Raw genomic sequence first — 22,534 nt, 5'->3', positions numbered from 1 at the left:
CACGCTCGCTCCACCGGGGTCCTGCTTGGATGGGGCCCATGAGCTCTGCTGACGAAATCCTCGACATCGTCGACGAGAACGACCGGGTCGTCGGCCGGTCCCCGCGCGGCGAGGCCTACGCCCGCCGTCTGCGGCACCGGTGCGTCTTCATCCAGGCCCGCGACCCCGAGGGCCGCCTCTTCGTCCACCGCCGCACCCCCACCAAGCTGGTCTTCCCCTCCCTGTACGACATGTGGGTCGGCGGCGTCGTCGGCGCGGGCGAGTCCTACGAGGACGCGGCGCTGCGCGAGGCCGAGGAGGAACTCGGGGTGTCCGGCCTGCCGGCCCCCGAGTTCCTCTTCAAGTTCCTCTACGACGACGGCGCCGGCCAGAGCTGGTGGTCGGCCGTGTACCAGGTGCGCTGCGCCCTGCCGGTCAGCCCGCAGGTCGAGGAGGTCGCCTGGCACGGCTTCCTCACCGACGACGAGGTCGAGCGGCGGCTGCCGCGGTGGGAGTGGGTGCCGGACGGGCTGGCGGCCTACGAGCTCTGGAAGGAGCACCGGGCGGGCGGCGGCCCCGAGGCGGCTGGATAGAGTCGTGCCGTGATCGATTTCGTACGGAACGCCCGCCTGTGGTTCGCCCCGGAGGAGGTCCGGGAGGAGGGCGGCACCCCCGACTACCGCTTCTCCCTGGCGAACGAGCGCACGTTCCTCGCCTGGCTGCGCACCGCGCTCGCGCTGATCGGCGGCGGCTTCGCCGTGGACCAGTTCCTGCCCGACCTGCGCTGGGGCTGGCGGGTCGGACTGGCGCTCGCGCTGCTCGCGGCGGGCGTGCTGTGCTCGCTGCGCGCGGTCAACCACTGGGTACGCTGCGAGCGGGCCATGCGGCGCGGCGAGGACCTGCCGGTGTCCCGGTTCCCGGCGGTGCTGAGCCTGGTCGTGGCGGTCGTCGCGCTCGCGATGGTCGTGGTCGTGCTGGCCGGCTGGGCGGGATGAGCGCGCCCGGCCGCGACCCGGGCCTCCAGCCCGAGCGCACCCGCCTCGCCTGGCGCCGTACGACCCTGTCGGGCACCGTCGCCGCCGTCCTCGCCGCGAAGACCGCCCTGCACGGCGGGCCCTCCCCCCTCGGTGTCGTCGCCTGCGCGCTGTGCGCGGTGCTCTGGCTCGGCTTCCTCCTCCTCGCCCACCGGCGCATCCGCGCCCTCACCGCCTCCCCCGCGCCGCCCCGCCTGACCGCGCGCCACGCCTCGGCGGCGGCGCTGTGCACGGTGGCACTGGCCGTGTTCGGGGCGGCGCTGGTGTTCTAGCGGGTCGGGCGCCCCCGGCCTCCCCGGGCCGAGGGCCGGCCCGCCGAAGAACGAGAGCCACCCGACGGGCCCCGCGCAGCACCGACGCCTCGCGAAACGCACTCGCCCCCCACACTCGCCTGCCCCCTCACGGACCGTCGACCGGCACCTCCCACGCACGCGCGACTCGCCACCTTCGGAACACCACCGACCCCGGGCAACCACGACCTCCCGGACACCCCGGGTCCAAGGCGAGAGCCGGCCGACGGCCCGTGGACATGCCCGGCCCGTGACACCCCCACCGCCTCACCGACCTACGACCGGCGGTCCCCGCAACCGGCGCCTCCCGCGCACGCACGACTCGCCGCCTCTCGAAACACCACCGACCCCGAGCGACCACGGCCTCCCGGCCACCCCCGGCACAGGACGAAAGCCGGCCGACGGCCCATCGACATGCCCAGCCCCCTAACCGCCTCACGGATCGGCGCCTCCCGCGCATGAACGACTCGCCACCTTCGGAACACCACCGACCCCGGGCAACCACGACCTCCCGGACACCCCGGGTCCAAGGCGAGAGCCGGCCGACGGTCCGTGGACATGCCCGGCCCGTGACACCCCCACCGCCTCACCGGCCTACGACCGGCGGCCCTCGCGACCGGTGCCTCCCGCGCACGCACGACTCGCCGCCTCTCGAAACGCCACCGACCCCGAGCGAGCACGGCCTCCCGGCCGCCCCAGCCGAAGGCGAGAGTCGGCCGACGGCCCATGGGCATGCTCCCGGGCCACCTCGCCGACCGGCACCTCCGGCCTGCGGGCGGCCCGGTGCCTTTCGGGGCGTCGGGCCGTCACGGTTCAGGGCGTGTCCGCACGCTCCCGTCGTCCGGCCGCAGGGCGCGCGGGAGTGTGCGGTCAGGGTCTACGGCTCCTCGTCGTCCGTTTCCCAGGGGACCGTGACGACGATCTTGCCGCGGGTTCCGCCCTCCTGGTTCAGGCGCTGTGCCTCGGCCGCCTCCTCCAAGGGGAAGGTGTGCGAGACGTGGACCGAGATCACGCCCTGCTCGGCCAGCCGGGACAGACGTTCCAGGTCCTCGGCGTCGGGGCGGACCCAGCAGTAGCGGCCTCCGTAGGAGACGACCTCCGCGTCGGCGATGGAGGCGAGACGGCCCTCGGGGGCGAGGAGGTTCGCGGAGACGGTGAGGGTGTCGCCGCCGACGGTGTCGAAGGCGGCGTCGACGCCCTCGGGGGCCAGGCCCCGGACGCGTTCGGCGAGGCCCTCGCCGTACTCCACGGGTTCGCCGCCGAGGCCGCGCACGTAGTCGTGGTTGGCGGGGCTCGCCGTACCGATGACGCGGGCGCCGAAGTGGCGGGCGAGCTGGACCGCGACGGAGCCGACGCCGCCCGCCGCGGCGTGGACGAGGACGGTGTCGCCGCGCCTGACCTGGAGCGCCTTGACGAGGACCTGGTACGCGGTGAGGCCGGTGAGGGGCAGCCCCGCGGCCTGCTCGAAGGAGAGGGTGCGGGGCTTGCGGGCCAGGGTGCGCACGGGGGCGGCGACGTACTCGGCGAAGGTGCCGCGGGACAGGAAGTCCTCCCGGCAGTAGCCGATGACCTCGTCGCCGACGGCGAACTCCGTGACGTCGAAGCCGAGGCCGACGACCACGCCGGAGACGTCCCAGCCCGGGACCACCGGGAAGACGGCGTCGAAGAGACGGTCGAGGTGGCCCTCGCGGCAGTGCCAGTCGACCGGGTTGACGGCCGCCGCGCGGACCTTGACCAGCACCGAGTCGGGCCCGACCTTGGGGTCGCGGACCTCCCCGTATGCGAGCACCTCGGGCCCGCCGTAGCGTGAGTAGCTGATGCCCTTCATGGCACCGACCCTCCGGGGTGCACGCACGCCACGCAACCGGGATGCCCCGATATGAGGCGTTCGCGTGGCAGCCTGTCCGACGTCATCGGCACGACCTCAGGTATCTCCGAAGGTGAGCAGCATGAGCACGACTCTCCACCAGGAACACGCCTCCCACACGCACGCCCACGGCCCGGACTGCGGTCACACGGCCGTGCCGCACGGCGACCACGTCGACTACGCGCACGGCGGGCATCTGCACCGGGAGCACGGCGGCCACTGGGACGAGTGCGAGCCGGGCGAGCACGTGGCGCACGACGCCCACGAGCACCGGCACGGCGACGCCTGCGGCCACGAGAGCGTGCTCCACGGCGACCACGTCGACTACCTCCACGACGGGCACCGGCACGCCGCGCACGACGGCCACTGGGACGACCACTGACGCCCCCTCCCGGACCGATCCGACAGCTCCCCGGCGCACCGCGCGGGGGAGCTGTCGGCCTATCGTGGCCCGGATCACTTTCGTCCGGCGCACTGGACGGCATACCGACCGGTCGGCATGATGGGTTCAGTTTCGTTCACCCGCCCTGAGGAGCGACGCATGAGCCCCGACCATCCGCCCGGCCTCGACCTCGACCGGCTGCGCGGGCTGCTCGACCGCGAGCGCCCCGGACTGGTGCACGGCCCGCTGACCGGCCGGCTGATCGAGGGCGGACGGTCGAACCTGACGTACACGGTCGGCGACGGCACCTCGCGCTGGGTCGTGCGGCGGCCCCCGCTCGGCCATGTCCTGGCCACCGCGCACGACATGAAGCGCGAGCACCGGGTGATCAGCGCGCTGCACCCGACGGACGTGCCGGTTCCGCAGACCCTCCTGCTCTGCGAGGACGTGGACGTTCTCGGCGCGCCCTTCTACGTCATGGAGTTCGTCGAGGGCACCCCCTACCGCACCGCCGACCAGCTGGCCCCGCTCGGCCCCGAACGCACCCGAGGAGCGGTGCTCTCGCTCGTGGACACGCTCGTCGAGCTGCACGCGGTGGACCCGGCGGCGGTGGGGCTCGCCGACTTCGGCCGCCCCGAGGGCTTCCTCGACCGGCAACTGCGGCGCTGGGGAAAGCAGTTGGACGCCTCCCGCAACCGTGAGCTGGCCGGCATCGACGAGCTGCACGCGACGCTGGGGCGGCGGCTGCCGGACTCCCCCGCCGCGACCGTCATCCACGGCGACTACCGGCTCGACAACGTCCTCATCGGTGGGGACGACACGATCAAGGCCGTCCTGGACTGGGAGATGTCCACCCTCGGCGACCCGCTCACCGACCTCGGGCTGCTGGTGATGTACAGCCTGCCGCTCGGCATGCCCGACTCCCCCGTCTCCACCACCGCCGAGGCCCCGGGCCACCCGGACCCGGCCGAGCTGATCGAGCGGTACGCGGCGCGCTCGGGGCGGGACGTCTCCGCGGTCTCCTGGTACACGGCGTTCGCGTGGTTCAAGCTCGCCGTGATCCTGGAGGGCATCCACTACCGCTACACCCTGGGCCAGACGGTCGGCCGCGGCTTCGACCGCATCGGCGACCTCGTGCCCGTCTTCATCGAGCACGGTCTGACGACTCTTCAGGAAGGCTGACCGCACATGGACTTCGCGTTCGACGCGCGCACCGAGGAACTGCGCACCCGGCTGCTCGCCTTCATGGACGAGCACGTCTACCCCGCCGAGGCCGTCGCGGAGGAGCAGCGGGCCGCGCTCGCCTCCCCGTGGGACACCCCGGCCGTGGTCGGCGAGCTGAAGGCCGAGGCGCGCAGGCAGGGCCTGTGGAACCTGTTCCTGCCCGACGCGGCGTACGGGGCCGGGCTGACCAACCTCCAGTACGCGCCGCTCGCCGAGATCACCGGCCGGTCCCCGCACCTGGCGCCGACCGCGACCAACTGCGCGGCCCCGGACACCGGGAACATGGAGGTGCTCAGCCAGTTCGGTGACGAGCAGCAGAAGAAGCAGTGGCTGGAGCCGCTGCTGGCCGGTGAGATCCGCTCGGCGTTCGCGATGACCGAGCCGGAGGTCGCCTCCTCCGACGCCACCAACATCACCACGCACATCGTGCGGGACGGCGACGACTACGTCGTCACCGGGCGCAAGTGGTACATCTCCGGGGCGATGAACCCGGACTGCAAGATCTTCATCGTGATGGGGAAGACCGACCCGGACGGGAGCGACATCCGGCGCCAGCAGTCCATGGTGCTGGTGCCCCGCGACACCCCGGGCGTCACCGTCAGGCGGGCCATGCGGGTGTTCGGCTACGAGGACCACTCCCACGGCGGCCACGCCGAGGTGGTCTTCGACCGGGCACGGGTGCCGGTCTCGAACCTGATCGGCGAGGAGGGCGGCGGTTTCGCCATCGCGCAGGCCCGCCTGGGCCCCGGCCGCATCCACCACTGCATGCGGCTGATCGGCATGGCCGAGCGGGCGATCGAGCTGATGTGCCGCCGGGCGGTCTCCCGTACGGCGTTCGGCAAGGCGCTGGCCCAGCAGGGTGTCGTGCACAACTGGATCGCCGACGCGCGCGTCCAGGTCGAGCAGCTGCGGCTGCTGGTGCTGAAGACGGCCTGGCTGATGGACACCGTCGGCAACCGGGGCGCCCACACCGAGATCCAGTCCATCAAGATCGCCACCCCGCGCGCGGTCGTCGACATCATCGACCGGGCCATCCAGCTGCACGGCGCGGGCGGCGTCAGCCAGGACTTCCCGCTGGCCGAGCTGTACGCCTCGGCGCGGACGCTGATGATCGCCGACGGACCCGACGAGGTCCATCAGCGGTCCCTGGCCCGCCGGGAGCTGAAGAAGTACCTGTGACCGCGACCGCCCCGCGGTGATCCGCGGGGCGGTTCTGCGAAGCCGTCCGGGGCGTCAGGGCCGCAGGGCGCGCAGCAGCAGGTCGGCCAGGTGGTCGGCGAGCTCCTGGGGTCCCATCGGACCGTCGGGCCGGTACCAGGTGGACAGGTGGTGGACGGAGCCGAAGTGGTAGTCCACCACCAGGTCGGCCGGGGTCGCGGTGGAGAAGACGCCGGCCGCCTGGCCTTCCTCGACGAGCGCGCGGAAGCGTTCGTGGTAGCGCCGCCGCTCGGCGCGCACCTGCTTGTTCTTCTCGGGGCTCAGATGATGCATGGAGCGGAAGAAGATCGACGCGTCGTCGAGGTTCTCGATGGTGGTGACGACCACGTCCGCCGCCGCGCCCCGCAGTCGCTTCTCGATCGGCTCGTCCGCGTTCGCGAACGCGTCGAGGCGTTCCTGCTGGACGCGCAGCACGCGCGCGTACACCTCGTGCAGGAGGTCGTCCTTGGAGCCGAAGTAGTGGTAGAGCGCCCCCTTGGTGACACCCGCCGCCTCGACGATCTCCTGCACGGAGGTGCGGTCGTAGCCCTGCTCGGCGAAGAGCCGCGTGGCGGCGGCCAGCAGCCGCTGCGGGACGGGCGTGCCGTCTCCGTCCGTCGTCCTGGGCACTGGGCCGCCACCTGCCTTTCCGTTCGTTACCGCTCGTTCTGCCCGCGGGATCGCAGTTCCCGCCGGAGGATCTTCCCACTCGCCGTCTTGGGCAGCTCGGGCAGGATCTCCACGTGCCGGGGGTATTTGTAGGCGGCCAGTCTCTCCTTGCAGTACACCGCGAGTTCATCCGGGTCCGTGTCGGCACCGGGCCGCAGGCTGATGTACGCCTTGACGGTCTCCCCGCGGTAGCCGTCGGGCACCCCGACGACGGCCGCCTCGCGCACCGCCGGGTGGGTGTACAGGACGTCCTCGACCTCGCGCGGCCACACCTTGAAGCCGGACGCGTTGATCATGTCCTTCTTGCGGTCGACGACGTACAGCCAGCCCCGCTCGTCCATGAACCCGATGTCCCCGGTGCGCAGCTCGCCGTCCGGGAAGGTCTCGGCGGTGGCGTCGGGCCGCCGCCAGTACCCGGGCACGACCTGCGGTCCGCTGACGACGATCTCGCCCTGTTCCCCGAACGGCACCTCGGCGCCCCGCTCGTCGACGATCCGTACGACGGTGTCCGGACCGGGCACGCCCACGGCGAGGGTCCCGGAGACCGGGTCGACGGGCGCCTCCAGCTGGGGCGGCACGGAGGCGCAGGGAGCGGTGCACTCGGTGAGCCCGTAGCCGTTGCGGATGTAGGGGCCGAAGCCGGCCCGGAACTTCTCCACGAGGGCGGGCGGCAGCGGGGCGCCGCCGGAGGAGATGTTGACGAAGGACGCGAAGTGCTCGCGGGTGACGGCCGGGTGGGCGGCGAGCGCCATGAAGGCGGTGGACGGGCCGACCGTGTAGTGCGGGGCGTGCTCGGCGAACGCGTCGAGGACGACGCCCGCGTCGAAGCGGTAGGTGAGCACGAGCGTGCCCGCGCTGTTGAGGCTCGCGCCGAGCTGGCAGACCATGCCGGTGATGTGGAACAGGGGCGCGAGGGCGTAGTAGACGGGCGCGTCCGGCAGCGCGAGGCCGGTGCGCTGGCGTTCGGCGTTGTGCATGATGTTGCCGTGGGTGTTGGTGGCGCCCTTGGGGGTGCCGCTGGTGCCCGAGGTGTAGCTGATGAGCGCGATGCCGGCGGGCTCCGGGTCGCGGTCCCGCGGAGCCTGGTGCCCGGCGCCCGCCACCGCTGTCAGGTCCTCGGCGTCGGCGGCCTGCGGCAGCCGCTCGAAGGCGAGCACGCGCTGGTCGTCGCGGGTCTGGAAGTCCAGTTCGCATCCGGTGAGCACGATCCGCACCGGCGAGTCCGCGGCCGTCTCGCGCAGATACGACTCCCAGGCGCGGTCGGAGCAGATCAGCGCGGCCACCTCGCCGTCCCGCAGGACGTGCGCCACCTCCCCCGACTTGTACATGGGGTTGACGGGGACGACGGTCGCGCCCGCCTTCCACGCGCCGAGCAGCGCGAGGACGAACAGCGGGGAGTTCTGGAGCAGGATCGCCACCCGGTCGCCGGGTTCGAGCCCCCGCGCGGCGAGGTGTCCGGCGACGGAGTCGCTCAATTCGTCGGCCTCGCGGTAGGTGAGGCGGCCGTCGAAGTAGGCGAGGAAGGTGCGGTCGGGGGTGTCGGCGACGACCCGGCGCAGGGCGTGCACGAGGGAGTCGTCGGGGGTGACGGGGGCGCGCTGGGCGTCGCTGAGCAGGGCGGTCCAGGGCCTGGCCGCGTAGCGGGAGCCGGTCACCGCACCTCCTCCCACTTCTGCTGGAGGTGGTTCATGCCGGTGAGCCAGCGGTCGGGTTCGGCGGCGCGGGCCTGGTAGTAGGCGGCGGCCTCGGGGTGCGGGAGGATCAGGAAACGGTCCTCCTCGATGCCGCGGAAGAGGGCGTCGGCCACGTCCTCCGGTTCGATCGCGGTGGGCCTGAGCACCAGGTCGCCGGCGCTGCCGGTGGCGGCGAGCATGTCGGTGCGCACGCCCTGGGGGCAGATCGCGTGGACCTTGAGGCCGCGGTGCCGGTAGGTCAGGGACAGGTACTCGGCGAAGGCGTAGGCGCCGTGCTTGGTGACGGAGTACGGGGCGGCGCCGATCATCGTGAGCAGTCCGGCGGCGGACACGGTGGACACGAACCGTCCGCCACCGCGCTCCAGCCACTGCGGCAGCAGAGCGTGCGCGGCGCGGACGTGGGCCATCACGTTCACGTCCCAGGACAGGGCCCAGCCGTTCTCGTCGAGCGGCTCACCGGGCTCTCCGCCGTCGCGGCCGACTCCGGCGTTGGCGCAGTACACGTCGACGGTGCCGTCGAGCGCGTCCATGGCCTCGCGGACGATCGCGGAGGCGTCACCGGCGACGGCGATCCCGCCGATCTCCTCGGCCACGGCCTTGGCGCGCCCGCCGTCCAGGTCGTTGACGACCACACGGGCCCCCTCGGCGGCGAACCGCCGGGCGAGGGCGGCCCCGATGCCCCCTCCGGCCCCCGTGACGACGACACCTGCACCCTGAACGGCTTCCACCATCAATCTCCTTCGACTGCGGCTCTGCGGCAGACGGCCAGACTAACCAGTCGGTATGTAGCAGGGAAGGGGCCCCGGGCGCGTCCTTTCCCGGGGACCCGCCGCGCAATACCGTGCCCCCCATGCGCCTCTCCAGACGAGCACTACTCGCAGCGACCACGGCGGCCACGACCCTGTCCGCCGCATCCGGGGCCTCGGCGGCGGCACCCCGTCTCCGCACGGGGTTCGAGCGCCTCGCCGCCGACGGCTACGCCCTCCTCGACGGGCAGCGCGTGGGGGTCGTCACCAACCCCACCGGCGTCACCCGTGACGTCCGCCACATCGTGGACGTGATGCACGCGGACGACCGGGTGGACCTCAGAGCCGTGTTCGGCCCCGAGCACGGCTTCCGCGGCACCGCCCAGGCGGGCGGCTCGGAGGGCCGCCACGACGACCCGGCGACCGGACTCCCGGTCTACGACACGTACCTGAAGAGCGGGCAGCCGCTGGCCGACGTGTTCACCGTGTCCGGCGTGGACACGGTCGTCTTCGACATCCAGGACGTCGGTGCCCGCTTCTACACCTACATCTGGACGCTCTACGACTGCATGGAGGCGGCCGGGCTCGCCGGGAAGCGGTTCGTGGTCCTGGACCGGCCCAACCCCGTCACCGGCCGCCGCGCCGAAGGGCCCGTGCTGCACCCGGAGTTCGCCACCTTCGTGGGCCGCCGGCCCATCTCCCAGGCGCACGGCATGACGGTCGGCGAGCTGGCCCGGCTGTTCAACGGGGAGTTCCTGACGGCACCGGTGCCGCTGGACGTCGTCCGGGCCGGCGGGTGGCGGCGGTCGGAGTTCCCCGACGCCTCCGGGCTGCCGTGGGTGCCGCCGAGCCCGAACATGCCGACCCCGGACACGGCACTGGTGTACGCGGGCACATGCCTGTTCGAGGGCACGAACCTGTCCGAGGGGCGCGGCACCACCCGGCCCTTCGAACTGCTCGGCGCGGAGGGGATCGACGGACGCTGGGCGGACGCGGCGAACGGACTGGACCTGCCCGGGGTGCGCTTCAGGGAGGCGTACTTCGCGCCCACCTTCTCCAAGTTCCAGGGCCGGACGATCGGCGGGGTGCAGCTCCATGTGCACGACCGGGCCGCCTACGACCCGGTGCGCACCGGAATCGCTCTGCTGGTGACGGCCAAGCGGGTGTGGAACGGGTTCGCCTGGCGGTCCGACGACTGGATCGACAAGCTGACCGGATCCGCGCAGGTGCGGACCGCGATCGACGCCGGGGCCGGCCCCGACGAGGTGGTGGCGGGCTGGCAGGAGGAACTGGCCGCGTTCCGCCGGGTCCGCGCGGAGTATCTGCTGTACAGATGAACCCCTTTTGCCACGGCGACAGTTGATGCGCCGAGTATGGCCAACTTCGCCCCGTAGCGGGACGATGCGACGGCATCGCACCGATTTCGGGGGACAAGGGGGCCTGTCATGGCGGATCCGGCGATGAGTGTGAGTCCGTACTGGGAACTGACCTTCGACGCGGACGGCGACCCGGACGGCCGGCGCCGCGACCGGCTGCTGGCGGGGATCGTCGAGCACGACGTGCGGGATCTGGTCGTCTTCGCGCACGGCTGGAACACCGACCGCTCCGGCGCGACCCGGCTGTTCAGCCGCTTCTTCGCCCCGATCCCCGGGCTCGCGCCGACGGCGAGGCTCGGGTTCGTGGGAGTGGTGTGGCCCTCGATGCGGTTCTCCGACGAGCCGATCCCGGACTTCCCGCGCAGTGCGGCGGCGGACACCGGGCAGCGGTCCGGCCTCGACAAGGACACCCGGCAGGCGCTGCTGGAGATCTTCCCCGGCCGTACGACCGTGATCGACCGCATCGACCGGCTGCTGGACGGCGGGCCGCGCGAGGAGCCCGAACTGGAGGAGTTCGGGCGGCTGGTGCGGCTCCTTGTCGAGGTGGAACCGACGGCGCCGCAGGCCGGGTTCGGGGCGGACACCCTGGTGGACGGCGTACCGCAGCGCGAGCCGGACATGTTCCGCGGCCCGGCCGCCGGGGTGTGCGAGGACTTCGCGCGGGCCCTCGCCCCGGAGGGGGGTCCGGCCTCGTTCGCCCTGCCCGACCTCTGGGACGGCGCCCACGAATTGCTGCGCCAGGCCACGTACTACGCCATGAAGCGGCGGGCCGGGACCGTCGGTGAACGCGGGCTGGGACCGGCGATCGGGCGGCTCGCCGCGCACAAGGCCGATCTGCGGGTGCATCTGGTCGGGCACAGCTTCGGCGGACGCCTGGTGTCGTTCGCGCTGCGCGGGCTGCCGCAGGGGGTGCGCGCGGTGAAGTCGGTGACGCTGCTCCAAGGGGCCTTCTCGCACTACGCGTTCGCGGCCCGGCTGCCGCACGACACGAGCGCGGGCGGGGCCCTCCAGGGCCGGCAGAACCGGATCGACGGTCCCCTGGTGTGCTGCTACTCCCACTTCGACTCGGCGCTCGGCACGATGTACCCGCTGGCCTCGCGCCTGGCCGGGAACGCGGAGGGAGCAGCCGGCCCGGACGTCGGACGGCTGCTGGGCGCCAAGTGGGGCGCGATGGGCTACGACGGGGTGCAGGCGGTGCCGGGCACGCGCGCGTGGAAGCTCGCGGACGCGCTGCTGACGACACTGCCGCTGTCGGGGTGCGTGAACATCGACGCGGCTCAGGTCGTCCGGCGGGGCGGCGCTCCCGCCGGGGCGCACAGCGACATCGTGCACCGGGAACTGGCGCAGGTGGTGGTGGCGGCGGGCCGTATCAAGTGACCCGCCGCCAGGGGTGGTTCAGGGCTTGCTCACCGGTGTGAGGTGAACTCCACCACCTGCTGGTAGGTCGGACGGTTCTGCCAGCTGATGTTGTAGTGCTTGATGCCGCCCAGGGTGCGCTGCACGATCGAGTCGGCGCACCACTGGTCGCCCGCCGAGCACAGGTCGTCGCCCGGGTAGACGGTGGACGCGGAGGTCCCGGCCGCCGTCTTCAGGGTGCTGATGAGGATGTCGCGACAGGCGCTGAGGGTGCCGCCACCGCAGTACTTCTGCGCGAGCGGGCCCTGCACCGTCTCCCCGAGGACCGCTCTGATGTCCTTGTCGACATAACTCCACCAGCCGTACTGGAAGGAGCTGCCCGCGTGGGCGCCGGTCGGCCCGTGCGCGGCCGAAGGGGACTCGTCGACGGGCAGGTTGGCGGTCATCGCGGTGTACAGCTCGCTGCCGAGGCCGGGTTGGAACTCGGCCTTGACCAGCAGCGGCCACCAGGCGTCCAGGATGCGGATGGCATCGGCGTTGGCGTAGGCCTTCGACCCCGACGACGTCTCCGTGCGTCGGGCGCCCGCGGTGAGCCAGGCCTGGAGTTTGGTCACCGCCGCCGCGGCCGTGGAGTCGGTCACCGTGCTGCTGTTGACGACCTTCAGCAGGTCCGGCAGCACGTCCTCGGCGCGCAGGTCCGCGAGCGCCGCCTCGGCCATCGCCTTCGTCAGCGAGGCACGGGTCACGCCGCCCGCGGTGACCAGCTTCTTCACCCGGTCCTCCAGCAGATTGCCGCGGTGCACCGAGCCCTCGCCCCAGGGGGCGCTGGAGTAGTCGGCGGCCTGCTTGTTGTTCCAGGAGATGTAGTAGTCCTGGTCGACGGAGTTGGGGTGGGCCGAAGCGGCCGTGTAGGTGGCCGCGTTGGTCGTCGGGTTCCAGCCCTGCCACTCGTACGCCGCCTGCGCCCACACCGGGAACTCGGGGTCGACGCCACTGGCGCGCACCGGGTTGTCACCGCTGTTGTAGTAGGCGATGTGCTGGGAGTCGGCGTAGAACCAGTTGAAGGTGAAGTTGATGTGCTGCACGGCGCTCTGGAAGGTCGCCGGACTCTTCACGTAGTCCGGGTCGTTGAGCATCTGGAAGCCGATGATCGAGTCGGCCTCGCGCAGATACGACGAGCGCAGGGTGGTGTAGGCGACCTTCTTGCCGCCGACGGTCGCCCGGTGGCTGACCGGGCCGTACTTCGTGCGCCAGACGCGCATGGTGTACGCGCCCGCCGCGGTGTCGTCGGCGGTCGTCGGTGACCAGGAGTTCTTCTGCTCGACCTTCTCCATCGCCGTGCAGGTGCCGTGGTACAGGTAGTGGTAGTCGTCCTGGCACAGTTCGACGGCGTAGGTGTCGATGATGTCCTGGCCGGAGGTCGTGGCGCTCCACGCGTAGTCCTGGCCGCGGCCCAGTTCGACGTACATGCTGAGCCCCGCGAAGGAGGCGCCGCGGGCGCTGAGGCCGGGGCCCTGGATCTCCTGGAGCATCAGCAGCTGCGGGGCGAAGTAGCCGGTCTGCGGGCCGAAGACGGCGACGGGATGGCCGCTCGCCGTGTGCGAGCCGTTGACCACCAGGGCGTTGGACATGCCGCGCCGCGCGGAGCTGAGGGCGGTCGCGGTGGCCGTGGCGGTGGCCTCGGAGGCGCTCTGGTCGGCACCGGTGCCGGTCGCGTCGTAGATCATCGGTTCCGTGGCGACCGAGCCGTCGTCGGGCAGGGCCTCGCCCTGCGGGGCGGCGGGCTTGGTGGCGTACGGGAAGCTCGTGTCGTGGACGGTGACGACGGCCTCGGGGTCGTTGCGTTCGCGGAACGACTCCCAGACGGCGGTGCCCTGGGTCACGCCGTACTGCTCCTGCGCGGCGAGCAGGGAGATCGCGTTGTTGACCTCGCCGCCGCCCCCGGAGCCGAACAGGGCGCCGATCACCGAGGCGAGGGCGACCAGGTCGGTGGTCTTGAAGTGGTCGATCGTGCCGGCGTTGGTGACGGAGTCCTTGTGCCCGGTCAGGACGTACTCGCCGGGGAAGTAGCGGCCGCTGTCGGAGGCGTCGATGTAGGCGTTGATGCCGTCGAGGTAGGCGTTGACGTCGGCGAGCGCCTGGGTGCCCCGGGTGCCGGCGTTGGCCACGGCACGGTCGATCTGGGCCTGGAGGTCGGCCTCGGTGTAGGGGGCGTTGCGCCAGAACTGCTGTTCAAGACCCTGGTTGGAGGGGTCGCCGCCGGCGAACGTGGTGAGCTGGCCGCGCCCCACGTGCCGGAAGACGTCCATCAGCCACAGCCGGTCCTGAGCCGCCGCGTACCCGGCTCCGTACTCCGTGCCGTATCTGGTGGTGCCGGTGATGTGCGGCACACCCGTCTTCTTGTCGCGGACGATCGTCACGTCGCTGCGGCCACCCGGGCTCAGGGTGGAGGCGACCTGGTCGGAGGCGACGCCGAAGGAGGCGTCGTTGAAGAAGGTGTTGATCGTGGAGTTGGTGAGCGTCGAGTAGCCCTTGGCGAGGTTGTTGTACGGGCCGAGCTGGTCCTCGGCGTGGTCGGGCTGGGTGCCGAACGCCTGGTTGAGGAGGATCTGGGCGAGGGTGGCGTTGCCGTTCTCGCCGGGCGGCAGGATGTCGGAGCACTGGCCGCCGCAGTAGTCCGTGACGGCGGCGGCGTCCACGGCGGTCTCCGCCGCGGAGGCCGCTTGGGAAAGAGGTGACAAAAGACCGGCAATCAGTGCGCATACCGATGCGGCCTTCAGGAACCCGGGGAGTTTTCCGGGAGTTCTCAGTCTGTCCAGAGCGGTGCGTGAGGGATGCCGGGACATGGCAGCTCCTACGGACGGGGATGGTGCGGGACGTTACCGGCGGTATCCCCGGGATTGAAGATGAACATGCGTCAACTTTCGGTGAGGGGACCGGCTGATGGAGGTCATCGGAAAACCGATGGAGCCGAATCGCATGTCGATACGTCTATTCGTCAACGCCGTGCGGAACGCGTACGCGGGACTCGTACGTGACACCCGTTCGGCGTCGCCGAAGTGACCGAAGTACAGGTGCAGGTGTGACGGAGGTGCAGGGCGATGGCCGGTTTCCGGAGTCTGGCGAGACAGGTGCGAGACACGCGCTGTGATCTGGCGCTGCGGCGCTACTCACTGCGCAAGTGCCTGGAGCGGTTCGCGCCGTACGGGCACAGGGCGACCTGGGACCACTTGTGCGCCCGGGCGGGATTCGGTCCCGAGGACCGCTCCCCCGACCCGACGCGGCTCGTGGCCGCGCTGGAGGAGCTGGAGGAGGCGCGTTCGGTCTGGCTGGCCTATGAGGTCGGGTTCGCCGAGCGGCGCAAGAAGGAGAAGCACGACGGGCTGCGCCGGCCGGGCAGTGTGGACGACTGGCACCGGCTGACCTGGGGCGGTTTCGGCGTCGCGTGGTGCGACGACCCGCGCCTGCACCCCCGTGAGTCGCTGGCCGAGGTGCTGCGCAGGATCATCTCCGCGCTGGAACGCGAACCGGGGGCGGCGTGCCCGGTGTGCCGGGGGGAGCGGCTGCTGTGGAAGTACGACCTGGCCCATGAACCGTCCTCGGGCCCGGTCTGCGCGGACTGCGGGATCGTGGTGCCGCGTCCGGTGCTGACGCCCGAGGCCCTGGCGACGTCCAGGCGCGGACGGCTGCTGGTGTCCGCCTGAGACCGCCGGGAGAGACCGGTGCCGGCGGAGGTACCGGCGGGGGTGCGCCGGGGATGCCGCACCCCCGTGTCCGAGGCGGCCCGGACCTGCTCCAGGTGTGCCTCAACGGCTCCCGGGCCGTGGCCGGGTCCGCCGCCCTGCCGGTGTCGCCGCAGGCCATGGCGCGTTCCGCGGCCGAGGCAGTCGCGGCGGGCGCCACCGATGTCCATGTCCACCCCAAGTCCCCGTGCGGCGACGACAGTCTCTCGCCCCGGGTGCTCGCGCCGACCCTCCAGGCGCTGCGGGCCCAGGTCACGGTGCCGGTCGGGGTGACCACGGGCGCGTGGGCGGAGCCCGACCCCGCGGCCCGTCTGGCGCGGGTCCGGTCCTGGACGGTGCTGCCCGACCACGCCTCGGTCAACTGGCACGAGCCGGGCGCCGAAGAAGTGGCCGCGCTGCTGATCGAGCGAGGTGTCGGCGTGGAGGCGGGCATCTGGTCCGGGACGGACGGGGCGGCCCGCTTCGCCCGCTCCCCGCTCGGGCCCCGGGTGCTGCGGGTGCTGGCCGAGGTGACCGACCCCGCCCCGGCCACCGCGCGGGCCACGGCCCGCGCCCTGCTGGCCGCCATCGGCCCGGCCCACGGCCGCCCGGTCCTCCTCCACGGCGAGGACGGCGGCGCCTGGCCGGTGCTCCGGCTCGCCCGTCGGCTCGGCCTGGCCACCCGCATCGGCCTGGAGGACACCTTGTTCCTCCCGGACGGCGAACCGGCGTCGTCCAACGCCGAGTTGGTGGCAGCGGCGCGCGCCCTGCCCGGCAGGCCGGCGACGACACAGGAACCCGGGGACACCGGCAGCCGCTGACCGGGGCGCTCCACCGCTTCCGGTACGGACAGTCGGAGGCGATGAGACGCATCCGAGGGAACCCGAGGAGCCCCGAGGCCGACGCTGCGCGTCACGGCCGAAGATCCCGTCCGCGCCGACACCGCAGTGGTAACCGCCCCGCGGGGCCGGTGACACCGCCTTGCACATCCCCGGGCGGCACGGCGGACCGGGGCAGGGCGGTACGGCTGCTTCACCGGTGAGGTGGCCAGGCGGGCGGTCACCCGTCGGGAGGCAGGCGCCGATGCAGCGCATGTGCGGGTCGCCTCACGGCGGGCACGGGGTTCGAGCGGCGCGTCCGGTCGTACTCAGCGGATCGGGCAGCGGGACGGCCGTGCGCCGCGTCGCCGGTGGGCGGGACGCAGGCGCCGGTGCAGGCTGCCACCGGAACGGAGGCGGACGCGCCGCGGACGCGGGCCGGGCCACCTCGGCCGGGGGCCGTAGGTCAGTTGGGGTTTCAGTCGGGGTTTCAGTCGGGGTTTCGTTCGATCAGGAGGCGGGAGCCTGTGCCCTGGCGTTGGCCGAAGGCGTCGTCCGGGTTGGACAGGACGCAGGTGTCCAGCGAGAGGCAGCCGCAGCCGATGCAGTCGGTGAGGTGGTCGCGCAGGCGGTTCAACTGCTTGATGCGCTCGTCGAGTTCGGAGCGCCAGGCCTGGGAGAGCCGGGCCCAGTCCTCCCGGGTCGGGGTCCGCTCCTCGGGGAGTTCGGCGAGCGCCTCGCGGATCGTGGCCAGCGGGATGCCGACGCGCTGCGCGGCCCGGACGAAGGCGACACGGCGCAGGGCGTCGCGGTGGTAACGGCGCTGGTTTCCGGGGGTGCGGCGGCTGCTGATCAGCCCCTTGGTCTCGTAGAAGTGCAGGGCGGAGACGGCGGCGCCGCTGCGCGCGGCGAGCTGGCCGACCGTGAGCTCGTGGATCTTCTCGGGAATCTGGGGCACCCCGGCAACCCTACCCACCCGCCGGGGCCGGGCGTCCGTTGACATCGCCCCCACGGCCGACCATGCTAAGCAGTTGCTTAGACATCACGTATCGGGAGGCCGGGACATGGCAGAGCCGAGGATCTTCACCTCCGCCGAGGAGCTCAGGGCGGCGGTCGGCGAGCAGCTGGGGTACACCGACTGGCTGGAGGTCGACCAGAAGCGGATCGACCTGTTCGCCGAGGCCACCGGCGATCACCAGTGGATCCACGTCGACCCGGAGAAGGCCGCCGCGGGCCCCTTCGGGACCACCATCGCGCACGGCTATCTCACCCTCTCGCTGCTCCCGCTGTTCGGGCCGCAGCTCATCACGGTCGAGAACGTGAAGATGGGCGTCAACTACGGCACCAACAAGGTCCGTTTCCCCGCCCCCGTCCCGGTCGGCTCCCGGCTGCGGGCCACCGCCACGATCAACGGCGTCGACGACGTGCCCGGCGGCGTCCAGGTCACCGTCGGCTTCAGCGTGGAGCGCGAGGGCGGGGACAAGCCGGTGTGCGTGGCGGAGTCGGTGTCCCGCTACTACCTCTGAGCAGCGCTCACTTGACCGGTGCGCCCACCATGCGCAGCACGAGGTCGGCGTAGAGCGCGCCGACCTCGTCGGGCGTCCAGGGGCCGTCGAGGCTGAACCAGCGGGCCACGTCGATGCAGAGCGACAGGACGGCGAGCGTGGTGCCCTTGACGTCGAGGACGTCGAACTCACCGGCGGCGATGCCGTCCTCGATGATCCCGCGCACCTCGGCGTCGCACTGGCGGCGCAGGGTGAGGATCTCGGCGCGGGCGTCGGGCCCGAGTGAGTCCAGCTCGTACTGGACGACCCGGGCCGTCGTCCGGCCGCCCGCGTGCCAGCGGACGAAGGAGCTGACCGCGTCGGCGAGCCGCTCGGCGGCGGTGCCCTCGCGGCGGGCCGCCGTGCGCAGGATGTCCACGGCCTTCTCGTGGCCGATCCGGCTGATGCGGTGGAGCAGCTCTTCCTTGGTCTTGTAATGGATGTACAGCGCGGCCGGGCTCATGCCCGCGCGGCCCGCGATGTCCCGGGTCGTCGTGGCGTGGTACCCGCGCTCGGCGAAGGCCTCCACCGCGGCGATCAGCAGCCGCCGCGCCGCGTCGGGCGTGACCTCGCCCCACGCCTGCGTCTCGCCGCCGGCCGTCTCCTCCGCCGTACTCATCGCTTCCTCGCCCCTCTCCACGTACAAGGGGACCACCATACCGCCCCAGGTGAGCGAGCGCTTAGTCCGCAGAGCGCCGCAGTTCGGCATCGTCGCTCAGAGCTTCTCGAAGGGGTCGTGCTCGGCGAGCAGCTTCTCCAGGCGGGCCTGGTCGACGCGGCTCACGATCTGCCCGGCCTCCTGGCGGTCCCGGACCACCTTGGCGAGGGTGAAGGCCGAGGTCACGAGGTAGAGGACGGCGACGGCGAGGAACGCGCGCACCCAGGCGTCGGTGTTCAGCCGGTAGATGCCGATGGTGGTGGCGGCCATGGCGATGCCGAAGGAGGCGACGGCCTGACCGTAGAAGGCGGCGGTGTTCTGCTGCTTGACCCGTGTGTCACTCATGGGACGAGCATCGCGGCGCCGGACCCGGCGCACATCCGCTCGGGTACTCAGACCGGGTACTCAGCCGCGACACGCGCCAAGTGCCGTGCTCAGAAGGCCGATACGCCGGTCAGCGCGCGCCCGATGACCAGTTTCTGGATCTGGCTGGTGCCCTCGTAGAGGGTCATCACGCGGGCGTCCCGCAGGAGCTTGCCGACGGGGTACTCGTCGATGTAGCCGTAGCCGCCGAAGACCTGGAGGGCGTTGTTCGCGGCGCGGACGGCGGCCTCCGAGGCGAACAGCTTGGCCTTGGAGGACTCCGTGGCGAAGGGCAGACCCCGGTCGACCAGGTCGGCGACCCGCCAGGTCAGCAGGCGCGCGGCGTCCACGTCCACGGCGATGTCGCTGATCAGCTCCTGGACGAGCTGGTGTCCGGCGATCGGCTTGCCGAACTGCTCGCGCTCACCGGCGTAGCGCACGGCGGCGTCGAGCGCGGCCTGCGCGATGCCGACGCAGCCCGCGGCCACCGACATCCGGCCCTTGGCGAGCGCCGACATGGCGACGGAGAAGCCCTTCCCCTCCTCGCCGAGCAGCGCGGAGGCGGGCACGCGGACGCCCTCCAGGGTGAGCTCGGCGGTGGCCTGGCCACGCAGCCCGAGCTTGCCGTGCACGGTGCGGCGGCTCAGCCCGGGGGTGTCGGTGGGGACGAGGAAGGCGCTGACGCCCTTGTGGCCCGGGGCGTCGGTGGAGCGGGCGAAGAGGAGGACGACGTCGGCCCAGGTGCCGTTGGTGATGAACATCTTGGCGCCGTCGATGACGTAGTCGTCGCCGTCGCGGACCGCGCGCGTGGTGAGGTTCCCGGCGTCGGAGCCGGTGCCGGGCTCGGTGAGACCGAAGCAGCCGACGTACTCGCCGGAGGTGAGCCCCGGCAGCCAGCGCCGCTTCTGCTCCTCGCTCCCCCACGCGGCGACGGTCTTGGCGACCAGGCCGAGCGAGACGGAGACGATGCCGCGCACGGAGGAGTCGCCGCGGCCGAGTTCCTCGGTGACCAGGCAGTACGCGAGGTGGTCGCCGCCGGAGCCGCCGTACTCCTCGTCGATGGTCAGCCCCAGGAAACCGACCTCGCCGAGCTTCTTCACGATCGACCGGTCGACGTCCTCGGCGCGGTCCCACGCGACGACGTGGGGGGCTATCTCGCGCTCCACGAAGTCGCGCGCGAGCCGCCGTACGGCCTCCTGCTCGTCGCTGAGCGCCAGGTTCACCACGAGATCACCCCACAGGGAAGTTTCCGGGACGGTCCGCCATTGAAGTTCCGCCATTGAAGGTCTGCCATTAAATTAGCACTGCTAGTTTCTCGTCGCAGCCCTACTATGTGCGCCATGGCCCGACCGCGCAAGCCCCTCCTCAGCACCGACCGGATCGTCGACACGGCGCGGGCGCTCGTGGACGCGGAGGGCCTCGCGGCCGTCTCCACGCGGCGGCTCGCCGCGGAACTGGGGGTCAGCGGGCCGTCTCTCTACAACCACTTCCGCACCAAGGACGACATCCTGGAGGCGGTCGCCGACTCGGTGAGCGCGCAGGTCGACCTGTCGATGTTCGAGGAGGGGGACGGCCGCGACTGGCGCACCGCGCTGCACGACTGGGCCGTCTCCTACCGCTCCGCCCTGCGCGACCACCCGAACATCGTCCCGGTCCTCGCCACCGGCCCCGGCCGCCGCCCGCACGGACTGCGGCTCGCCGACGCGGTCTACGGCGCGATGGTGCGGGCGGGCTGGCCGCCGGCCCAGGCGACCTCCATCGGCGCGCTGATGCGGTACTTCATCATGGGCTCCGCCCTCGGCTCCTTCGCGGGCGGCTTCGTCAGCGACGAGAGCGCCTACGACCCCGCCGACTACCCCCACCTCGGCCAGGCCCACCTGCTGGCCCGGCACCAGGAGAAGGTCGACGAACTGGCCTTCGAAACCGGGCTCGCAGCCCTCCTGGGCGGTCTGGCCGACCAGTACCAGGCCGCACGCCGACCGGCCTAGCCCCGGCCGGCCACGCCGCCGCGCCGACCTGTCCGGCCGGGCCTCCGCCGAGCCGCCCGCATGCGGCCCCGCACGAGCGGCGGCGGCACGCCCCGAGAAACCTCCGCTCCTAGAGCACGGCTCACGCCCCGGCCGGCCGGACGCCGACCCCGTGGACACACCGCGGCCGGGAGGGCCGCCGGAACCCGGCCGGGACCCCCTCGCCGGACAGGCCGAGCCCACCTGCCCGTCACCCCCGGCCCTCAGGCGGACCGACCGGCAACAGCTCGGCCCGCACCGCACGTTCGCTCCCCCGCAACGGATCCGCACCCGCCGGCGCGAGCGTCCGCGAGACGCCCGGCCCCGCGCCCGCGCCCCCGAACTCCCGCCCGGAGACAGCCCTCTACGCCGACTCGCGCAGCAACAGCTGTGCCCGCACCACCAGTTCGTCGCCGCGGAGCGGGCCCGCGCCGGTCAGCAGGCGGGCCGTCTGTTCGACCGCGAGGGCTCCGAGGGCTCGGGTGTCGAGGGCGATCGTGGTGAGCGGGGGGTCGACGAGGGCACCGAGACGGAGGCCGTCGAAGCCGATGACCGCGAGGTCGGCCGGGACGCGGCGGCCCAGCCTGCGGGCGGCACGCAGGGCCCCGATCGCGATGATGTCGTTGAAGGTGAGGACGGCCGTGACGTCCGGATGCTCGGTGAGGAGCCGCTCCAGGGCGCTCTCGCCGCCCTCGACGGTCTGGTCGGCGCGGCACACGGCGTCGGCCGTCAGCCCGTGCGCGGTCATCGCGGTGTCGAACCAGTCGCGGCGGACGCTCGGCGCGGAGCGTTTCCCTAGGTCGAGCATGCCGATGCGCCGGTGGCCCGCCCCGGTGAGGTGCCGGACGGCCGCGTGGACACCCCGCTCGCCGTCGACGCGGATCGAGCTGAAGCGTTCGGTGCGGTGCTCCCGGTCGATGAGGACGACGGGCAGGCCCCGGGTCAGCTTGTCGATCTCGTCCTCCGGCAGGCTGAGGTAGCCCACCACGGCGTCGACCTGCGAGGCGATGACCTCCAGGGTGCCGCGCTCCTCCTCGACCCGGCCGCCGGTGTCGTAGACGACGACGTGCCAGCCGTGGGTGCGGGCCGCGTCCAGGGCGCCGGCGGCGACCTCCGTGAAGAAGGGGTTGAGGAGGTCGGGGATGACGAGCCCGACACTGAAGGCGTCCTGCCGCACCAGCCCCCGGGCGAACCGGCTGGGGCGGTAGCCGAGGTCCTCGGCGGCGTCCAGGACGCGCTGCTTGGTGGCGGCGCCGATCTCGCCCTTGTCGTTGAGCGCGCGCGACACGGTCTGCCGGGACACCCCGGCCTCCCGGGCCACGTCGTCGATCGTCACCCGGCGGGGTCCGGTCCCCGACGACGCCATCACTCACCTCCGGTCATTGCCGACGCGCCCGCGCCGCAGGGACACCGAGTATGCACGCGCGCGACGGAGCCTTGACACTCCGGTGCGGAGAAGCACAGACTCCCCAGCAGGTTCCGTTACCGCTCACGGGAGCGGTAACGGGAGCGCTCACAGTACCGCTGTCAGCCCCTTGTCGAAGAAAGTTGTGACCGTCTTGCCCACCGAGTTCCCCTCGCCCGCCTCGTCCCCCGCGTCCTCGACCGC

Annotated in this window: 22 protein-coding genes; 12 read left to right on the top strand and 10 right to left on the bottom strand. The window is 72.4% G+C overall.

Going from position 1 to position 22,534, the window contains the following annotated elements; genetic code table 11:
* The first annotated feature begins 38 nt into the window (after positions 1 to 38).
* Genes ACIPSE_RS42265 through ACIPSE_RS42255 form a run of 3 tightly spaced genes read left to right on the top strand, consistent with a single transcriptional unit; the run spans position 39 to position 1,285 of the window.
* Entirely contained in the window at positions 39 to 572 is a 534-nt protein-coding gene (locus ACIPSE_RS42265) for an NUDIX hydrolase (RefSeq protein ID WP_401674235.1), read from the top strand.
* Between the two features lie 9 nt (positions 573 to 581).
* A complete protein-coding gene (locus tag ACIPSE_RS42260; protein WP_401674233.1) occupies positions 582 to 974 on the top strand; it encodes a YidH family protein in 393 nt (130 codons plus the stop codon).
* Positions 971 to 1,285, top strand: a complete 315-nt coding sequence (locus tag ACIPSE_RS42255; protein WP_401674230.1) for a DUF202 domain-containing protein — start codon at positions 971 to 973, stop codon at positions 1,283 to 1,285. The genes ACIPSE_RS42260 and ACIPSE_RS42255 overlap by 4 nt, the downstream gene beginning before the upstream one ends.
* Before the next feature lie 895 nt (positions 1,286 to 2,180).
* Here the strand turns inward: ACIPSE_RS42255 and ACIPSE_RS42250 are convergent.
* Positions 2,181 to 3,131, bottom strand: coding sequence for an NADP-dependent oxidoreductase (locus ACIPSE_RS42250; RefSeq protein WP_401674227.1), 951 nt, complete (start codon positions 3,129 to 3,131; stop codon positions 2,181 to 2,183).
* Between the two features lie 121 nt (positions 3,132 to 3,252).
* On the opposite strand from ACIPSE_RS42250, the gene ACIPSE_RS42245 reads away from it, so the two are divergent.
* From ACIPSE_RS42245 to ACIPSE_RS42235, 3 genes are all read left to right on the top strand, one after another.
* Positions 3,253 to 3,552 (top strand): hypothetical protein, encoded by a 300-nt coding sequence (locus tag ACIPSE_RS42245; protein ID WP_401674224.1) that lies wholly within the window; start codon positions 3,253 to 3,255, stop codon positions 3,550 to 3,552.
* Positions 3,553 to 3,711: 159 nt separating this feature from the next.
* Positions 3,712 to 4,734, top strand: a complete 1,023-nt coding sequence (locus tag ACIPSE_RS42240; RefSeq protein ID WP_401674221.1) for a phosphotransferase family protein — start codon at positions 3,712 to 3,714, stop codon at positions 4,732 to 4,734.
* Between the two features lie 6 nt (positions 4,735 to 4,740).
* Positions 4,741 to 5,955 carry an acyl-CoA dehydrogenase family protein gene (locus tag ACIPSE_RS42235; protein WP_401674218.1) on the top strand — a complete coding sequence of 405 codons (1,215 nt, stop codon included), beginning with the start codon at positions 4,741 to 4,743 and terminating at the stop codon, positions 5,953 to 5,955.
* Positions 5,956 to 6,009: 54 nt separating this feature from the next.
* On the opposite strand, the gene ACIPSE_RS42230 is transcribed toward ACIPSE_RS42235, so the two are convergent.
* Genes ACIPSE_RS42230 through ACIPSE_RS42220 form a run of 3 tightly spaced genes read right to left on the bottom strand, consistent with a single transcriptional unit; the run spans position 6,010 to position 9,067 of the window.
* Positions 6,010 to 6,603: a TetR/AcrR family transcriptional regulator gene (locus tag ACIPSE_RS42230; RefSeq protein WP_401674216.1), complete on the bottom strand. Its 594-nt coding sequence runs from the start codon at positions 6,601 to 6,603 to the stop codon at positions 6,010 to 6,012.
* Between the two features lie 26 nt (positions 6,604 to 6,629).
* Positions 6,630 to 8,297, bottom strand: a complete 1,668-nt coding sequence (locus tag ACIPSE_RS42225; RefSeq protein ID WP_401674214.1) for a class I adenylate-forming enzyme family protein — start codon at positions 8,295 to 8,297, stop codon at positions 6,630 to 6,632.
* Positions 8,294 to 9,067 (bottom strand): SDR family oxidoreductase, encoded by a 774-nt coding sequence (locus ACIPSE_RS42220; RefSeq protein ID WP_401674212.1) that lies wholly within the window; start codon positions 9,065 to 9,067, stop codon positions 8,294 to 8,296. Before ACIPSE_RS42220 ends, ACIPSE_RS42225 begins: the two co-directional genes overlap by 4 nt.
* Positions 9,068 to 9,186: 119 nt before the next feature.
* On the opposite strand from ACIPSE_RS42220, the gene ACIPSE_RS42215 reads away from it, so the two are divergent.
* A complete protein-coding gene (locus tag ACIPSE_RS42215) occupies positions 9,187 to 10,419 on the top strand; it encodes an exo-beta-N-acetylmuramidase NamZ domain-containing protein (protein WP_401674210.1) in 1,233 nt (410 codons plus the stop codon).
* 108 nt (positions 10,420 to 10,527) lie between these two features.
* On the top strand, positions 10,528 to 11,835 hold the full coding sequence (locus ACIPSE_RS42210; RefSeq protein WP_401674207.1) for a serine-threonine protein kinase: 1,308 nt from the start codon (positions 10,528 to 10,530) through the stop codon (positions 11,833 to 11,835).
* A gap of 29 nt (positions 11,836 to 11,864) precedes the next feature.
* Here ACIPSE_RS42210 and ACIPSE_RS42205 read toward each other — a convergent pair whose 3' ends face one another.
* A complete protein-coding gene (locus ACIPSE_RS42205; protein WP_401674205.1) occupies positions 11,865 to 14,660 on the bottom strand; it encodes a penicillin acylase family protein in 2,796 nt (931 codons plus the stop codon).
* Between the two features lie 255 nt (positions 14,661 to 14,915).
* Between ACIPSE_RS42205 and ACIPSE_RS42200 the strand changes: the two genes are divergently transcribed.
* The gene (locus ACIPSE_RS42200; RefSeq protein WP_401674203.1) at positions 14,916 to 15,518 is read left to right on the top strand and encodes a hypothetical protein; all 603 of its coding nucleotides are present in this window, start codon (positions 14,916 to 14,918) and stop codon (positions 15,516 to 15,518) included.
* Positions 15,519 to 15,604: 86 nt separating this feature from the next.
* The gene (locus ACIPSE_RS42195) at positions 15,605 to 16,357 is read left to right on the top strand and encodes a 3-keto-5-aminohexanoate cleavage protein (RefSeq protein ID WP_401674284.1); all 753 of its coding nucleotides are present in this window, start codon (positions 15,605 to 15,607) and stop codon (positions 16,355 to 16,357) included.
* A gap of 487 nt (positions 16,358 to 16,844) precedes the next feature.
* On the opposite strand, the gene soxR is transcribed toward ACIPSE_RS42195, so the two are convergent.
* Positions 16,845 to 17,312: a redox-sensitive transcriptional activator SoxR gene (gene soxR, locus ACIPSE_RS42190; protein ID WP_401674201.1), complete on the bottom strand. Its 468-nt coding sequence runs from the start codon at positions 17,310 to 17,312 to the stop codon at positions 16,845 to 16,847.
* Between the two features lie 106 nt (positions 17,313 to 17,418).
* Between soxR and ACIPSE_RS42185 the strand changes: the two genes are divergently transcribed.
* On the top strand, positions 17,419 to 17,880 hold the full coding sequence (locus tag ACIPSE_RS42185) for a MaoC family dehydratase (RefSeq protein WP_401674198.1): 462 nt from the start codon (positions 17,419 to 17,421) through the stop codon (positions 17,878 to 17,880).
* 7 nt (positions 17,881 to 17,887) lie between these two features.
* Here ACIPSE_RS42185 and ACIPSE_RS42180 read toward each other — a convergent pair whose 3' ends face one another.
* From ACIPSE_RS42180 to ACIPSE_RS42170, 3 genes are all read right to left on the bottom strand, one after another.
* A complete protein-coding gene (locus tag ACIPSE_RS42180) occupies positions 17,888 to 18,517 on the bottom strand; it encodes a TetR/AcrR family transcriptional regulator (protein WP_401674281.1) in 630 nt (209 codons plus the stop codon).
* Positions 18,518 to 18,613: 96 nt separating this feature from the next.
* Positions 18,614 to 18,901: a YiaA/YiaB family inner membrane protein gene (locus ACIPSE_RS42175; protein WP_401674196.1), complete on the bottom strand. Its 288-nt coding sequence runs from the start codon at positions 18,899 to 18,901 to the stop codon at positions 18,614 to 18,616.
* A gap of 89 nt (positions 18,902 to 18,990) precedes the next feature.
* Entirely contained in the window at positions 18,991 to 20,142 is a 1,152-nt protein-coding gene (locus ACIPSE_RS42170; RefSeq protein ID WP_401674279.1) for an acyl-CoA dehydrogenase family protein, read from the bottom strand.
* Between the two features lie 117 nt (positions 20,143 to 20,259).
* On the opposite strand from ACIPSE_RS42170, the gene ACIPSE_RS42165 reads away from it, so the two are divergent.
* On the top strand, positions 20,260 to 20,907 hold the full coding sequence (locus ACIPSE_RS42165) for a TetR/AcrR family transcriptional regulator (protein ID WP_401674193.1): 648 nt from the start codon (positions 20,260 to 20,262) through the stop codon (positions 20,905 to 20,907).
* 382 nt (positions 20,908 to 21,289) lie between these two features.
* Here ACIPSE_RS42165 and ACIPSE_RS42160 read toward each other — a convergent pair whose 3' ends face one another.
* Positions 21,290 to 22,291 (bottom strand): LacI family DNA-binding transcriptional regulator, encoded by a 1,002-nt coding sequence (locus ACIPSE_RS42160; RefSeq protein WP_401674190.1) that lies wholly within the window; start codon positions 22,289 to 22,291, stop codon positions 21,290 to 21,292.
* Positions 22,292 to 22,534: the final 243 nt, after the last annotated feature.

Origin of the sequence: Streptomyces sp. NPDC090106, from assembly GCF_044747265.1 — a bacterium.
Classification (GTDB): Bacteria; Actinomycetota; Actinomycetes; order Streptomycetales; family Streptomycetaceae; genus Streptomyces.
The sequence above is the reverse complement of the archived record's forward strand: the minus strand, read 5'-3'. Positions and strand labels throughout refer to the sequence as shown.

Excerpts from the sequence above, each read along its gene's own strand:
- ACIPSE_RS42255 (WP_401674230.1), top strand. The coding sequence starts at position 971 with ATGAGCGCGCCCGGCCGCGACCCGGGCCTCCAGCCCGAGCGCACCCGC.
- ACIPSE_RS42185 (WP_401674198.1), top strand. The coding sequence starts at position 17,419 with ATGGCAGAGCCGAGGATCTTCACCTCCGCCGAGGAGCTCAGGGCGGCG.
- ACIPSE_RS42265 (WP_401674235.1), top strand. The coding sequence starts at position 39 with ATGAGCTCTGCTGACGAAATCCTCGACATCGTCGACGAGAACGACCGG.
- ACIPSE_RS42200 (WP_401674203.1), top strand. The coding sequence starts at position 14,916 with ATGGCCGGTTTCCGGAGTCTGGCGAGACAGGTGCGAGACACGCGCTGT.
- ACIPSE_RS42240 (WP_401674221.1), top strand. The coding sequence starts at position 3,712 with ATGAGCCCCGACCATCCGCCCGGCCTCGACCTCGACCGGCTGCGCGGG.
- ACIPSE_RS42205 (WP_401674205.1), bottom strand. The coding sequence starts at position 14,660 with ATGTCCCGGCATCCCTCACGCACCGCTCTGGACAGACTGAGAACTCCC.
- ACIPSE_RS42210 (WP_401674207.1), top strand. The coding sequence starts at position 10,528 with ATGGCGGATCCGGCGATGAGTGTGAGTCCGTACTGGGAACTGACCTTC.
- ACIPSE_RS42180 (WP_401674281.1), bottom strand. The coding sequence starts at position 18,517 with ATGAGTACGGCGGAGGAGACGGCCGGCGGCGAGACGCAGGCGTGGGGC.
- ACIPSE_RS42165 (WP_401674193.1), top strand. The coding sequence starts at position 20,260 with ATGGCCCGACCGCGCAAGCCCCTCCTCAGCACCGACCGGATCGTCGAC.
- ACIPSE_RS42245 (WP_401674224.1), top strand. The coding sequence starts at position 3,253 with ATGAGCACGACTCTCCACCAGGAACACGCCTCCCACACGCACGCCCAC.
- ACIPSE_RS42220 (WP_401674212.1), bottom strand. The coding sequence starts at position 9,067 with ATGGTGGAAGCCGTTCAGGGTGCAGGTGTCGTCGTCACGGGGGCCGGA.
- ACIPSE_RS42235 (WP_401674218.1), top strand. The coding sequence starts at position 4,741 with ATGGACTTCGCGTTCGACGCGCGCACCGAGGAACTGCGCACCCGGCTG.
- ACIPSE_RS42250 (WP_401674227.1), bottom strand. The coding sequence starts at position 3,131 with ATGAAGGGCATCAGCTACTCACGCTACGGCGGGCCCGAGGTGCTCGCA.
- ACIPSE_RS42160 (WP_401674190.1), bottom strand. The coding sequence starts at position 22,291 with ATGGCGTCGTCGGGGACCGGACCCCGCCGGGTGACGATCGACGACGTG.
- ACIPSE_RS42215 (WP_401674210.1), top strand. The coding sequence starts at position 9,187 with ATGCGCCTCTCCAGACGAGCACTACTCGCAGCGACCACGGCGGCCACG.
- ACIPSE_RS42175 (WP_401674196.1), bottom strand. The coding sequence starts at position 18,901 with ATGAGTGACACACGGGTCAAGCAGCAGAACACCGCCGCCTTCTACGGT.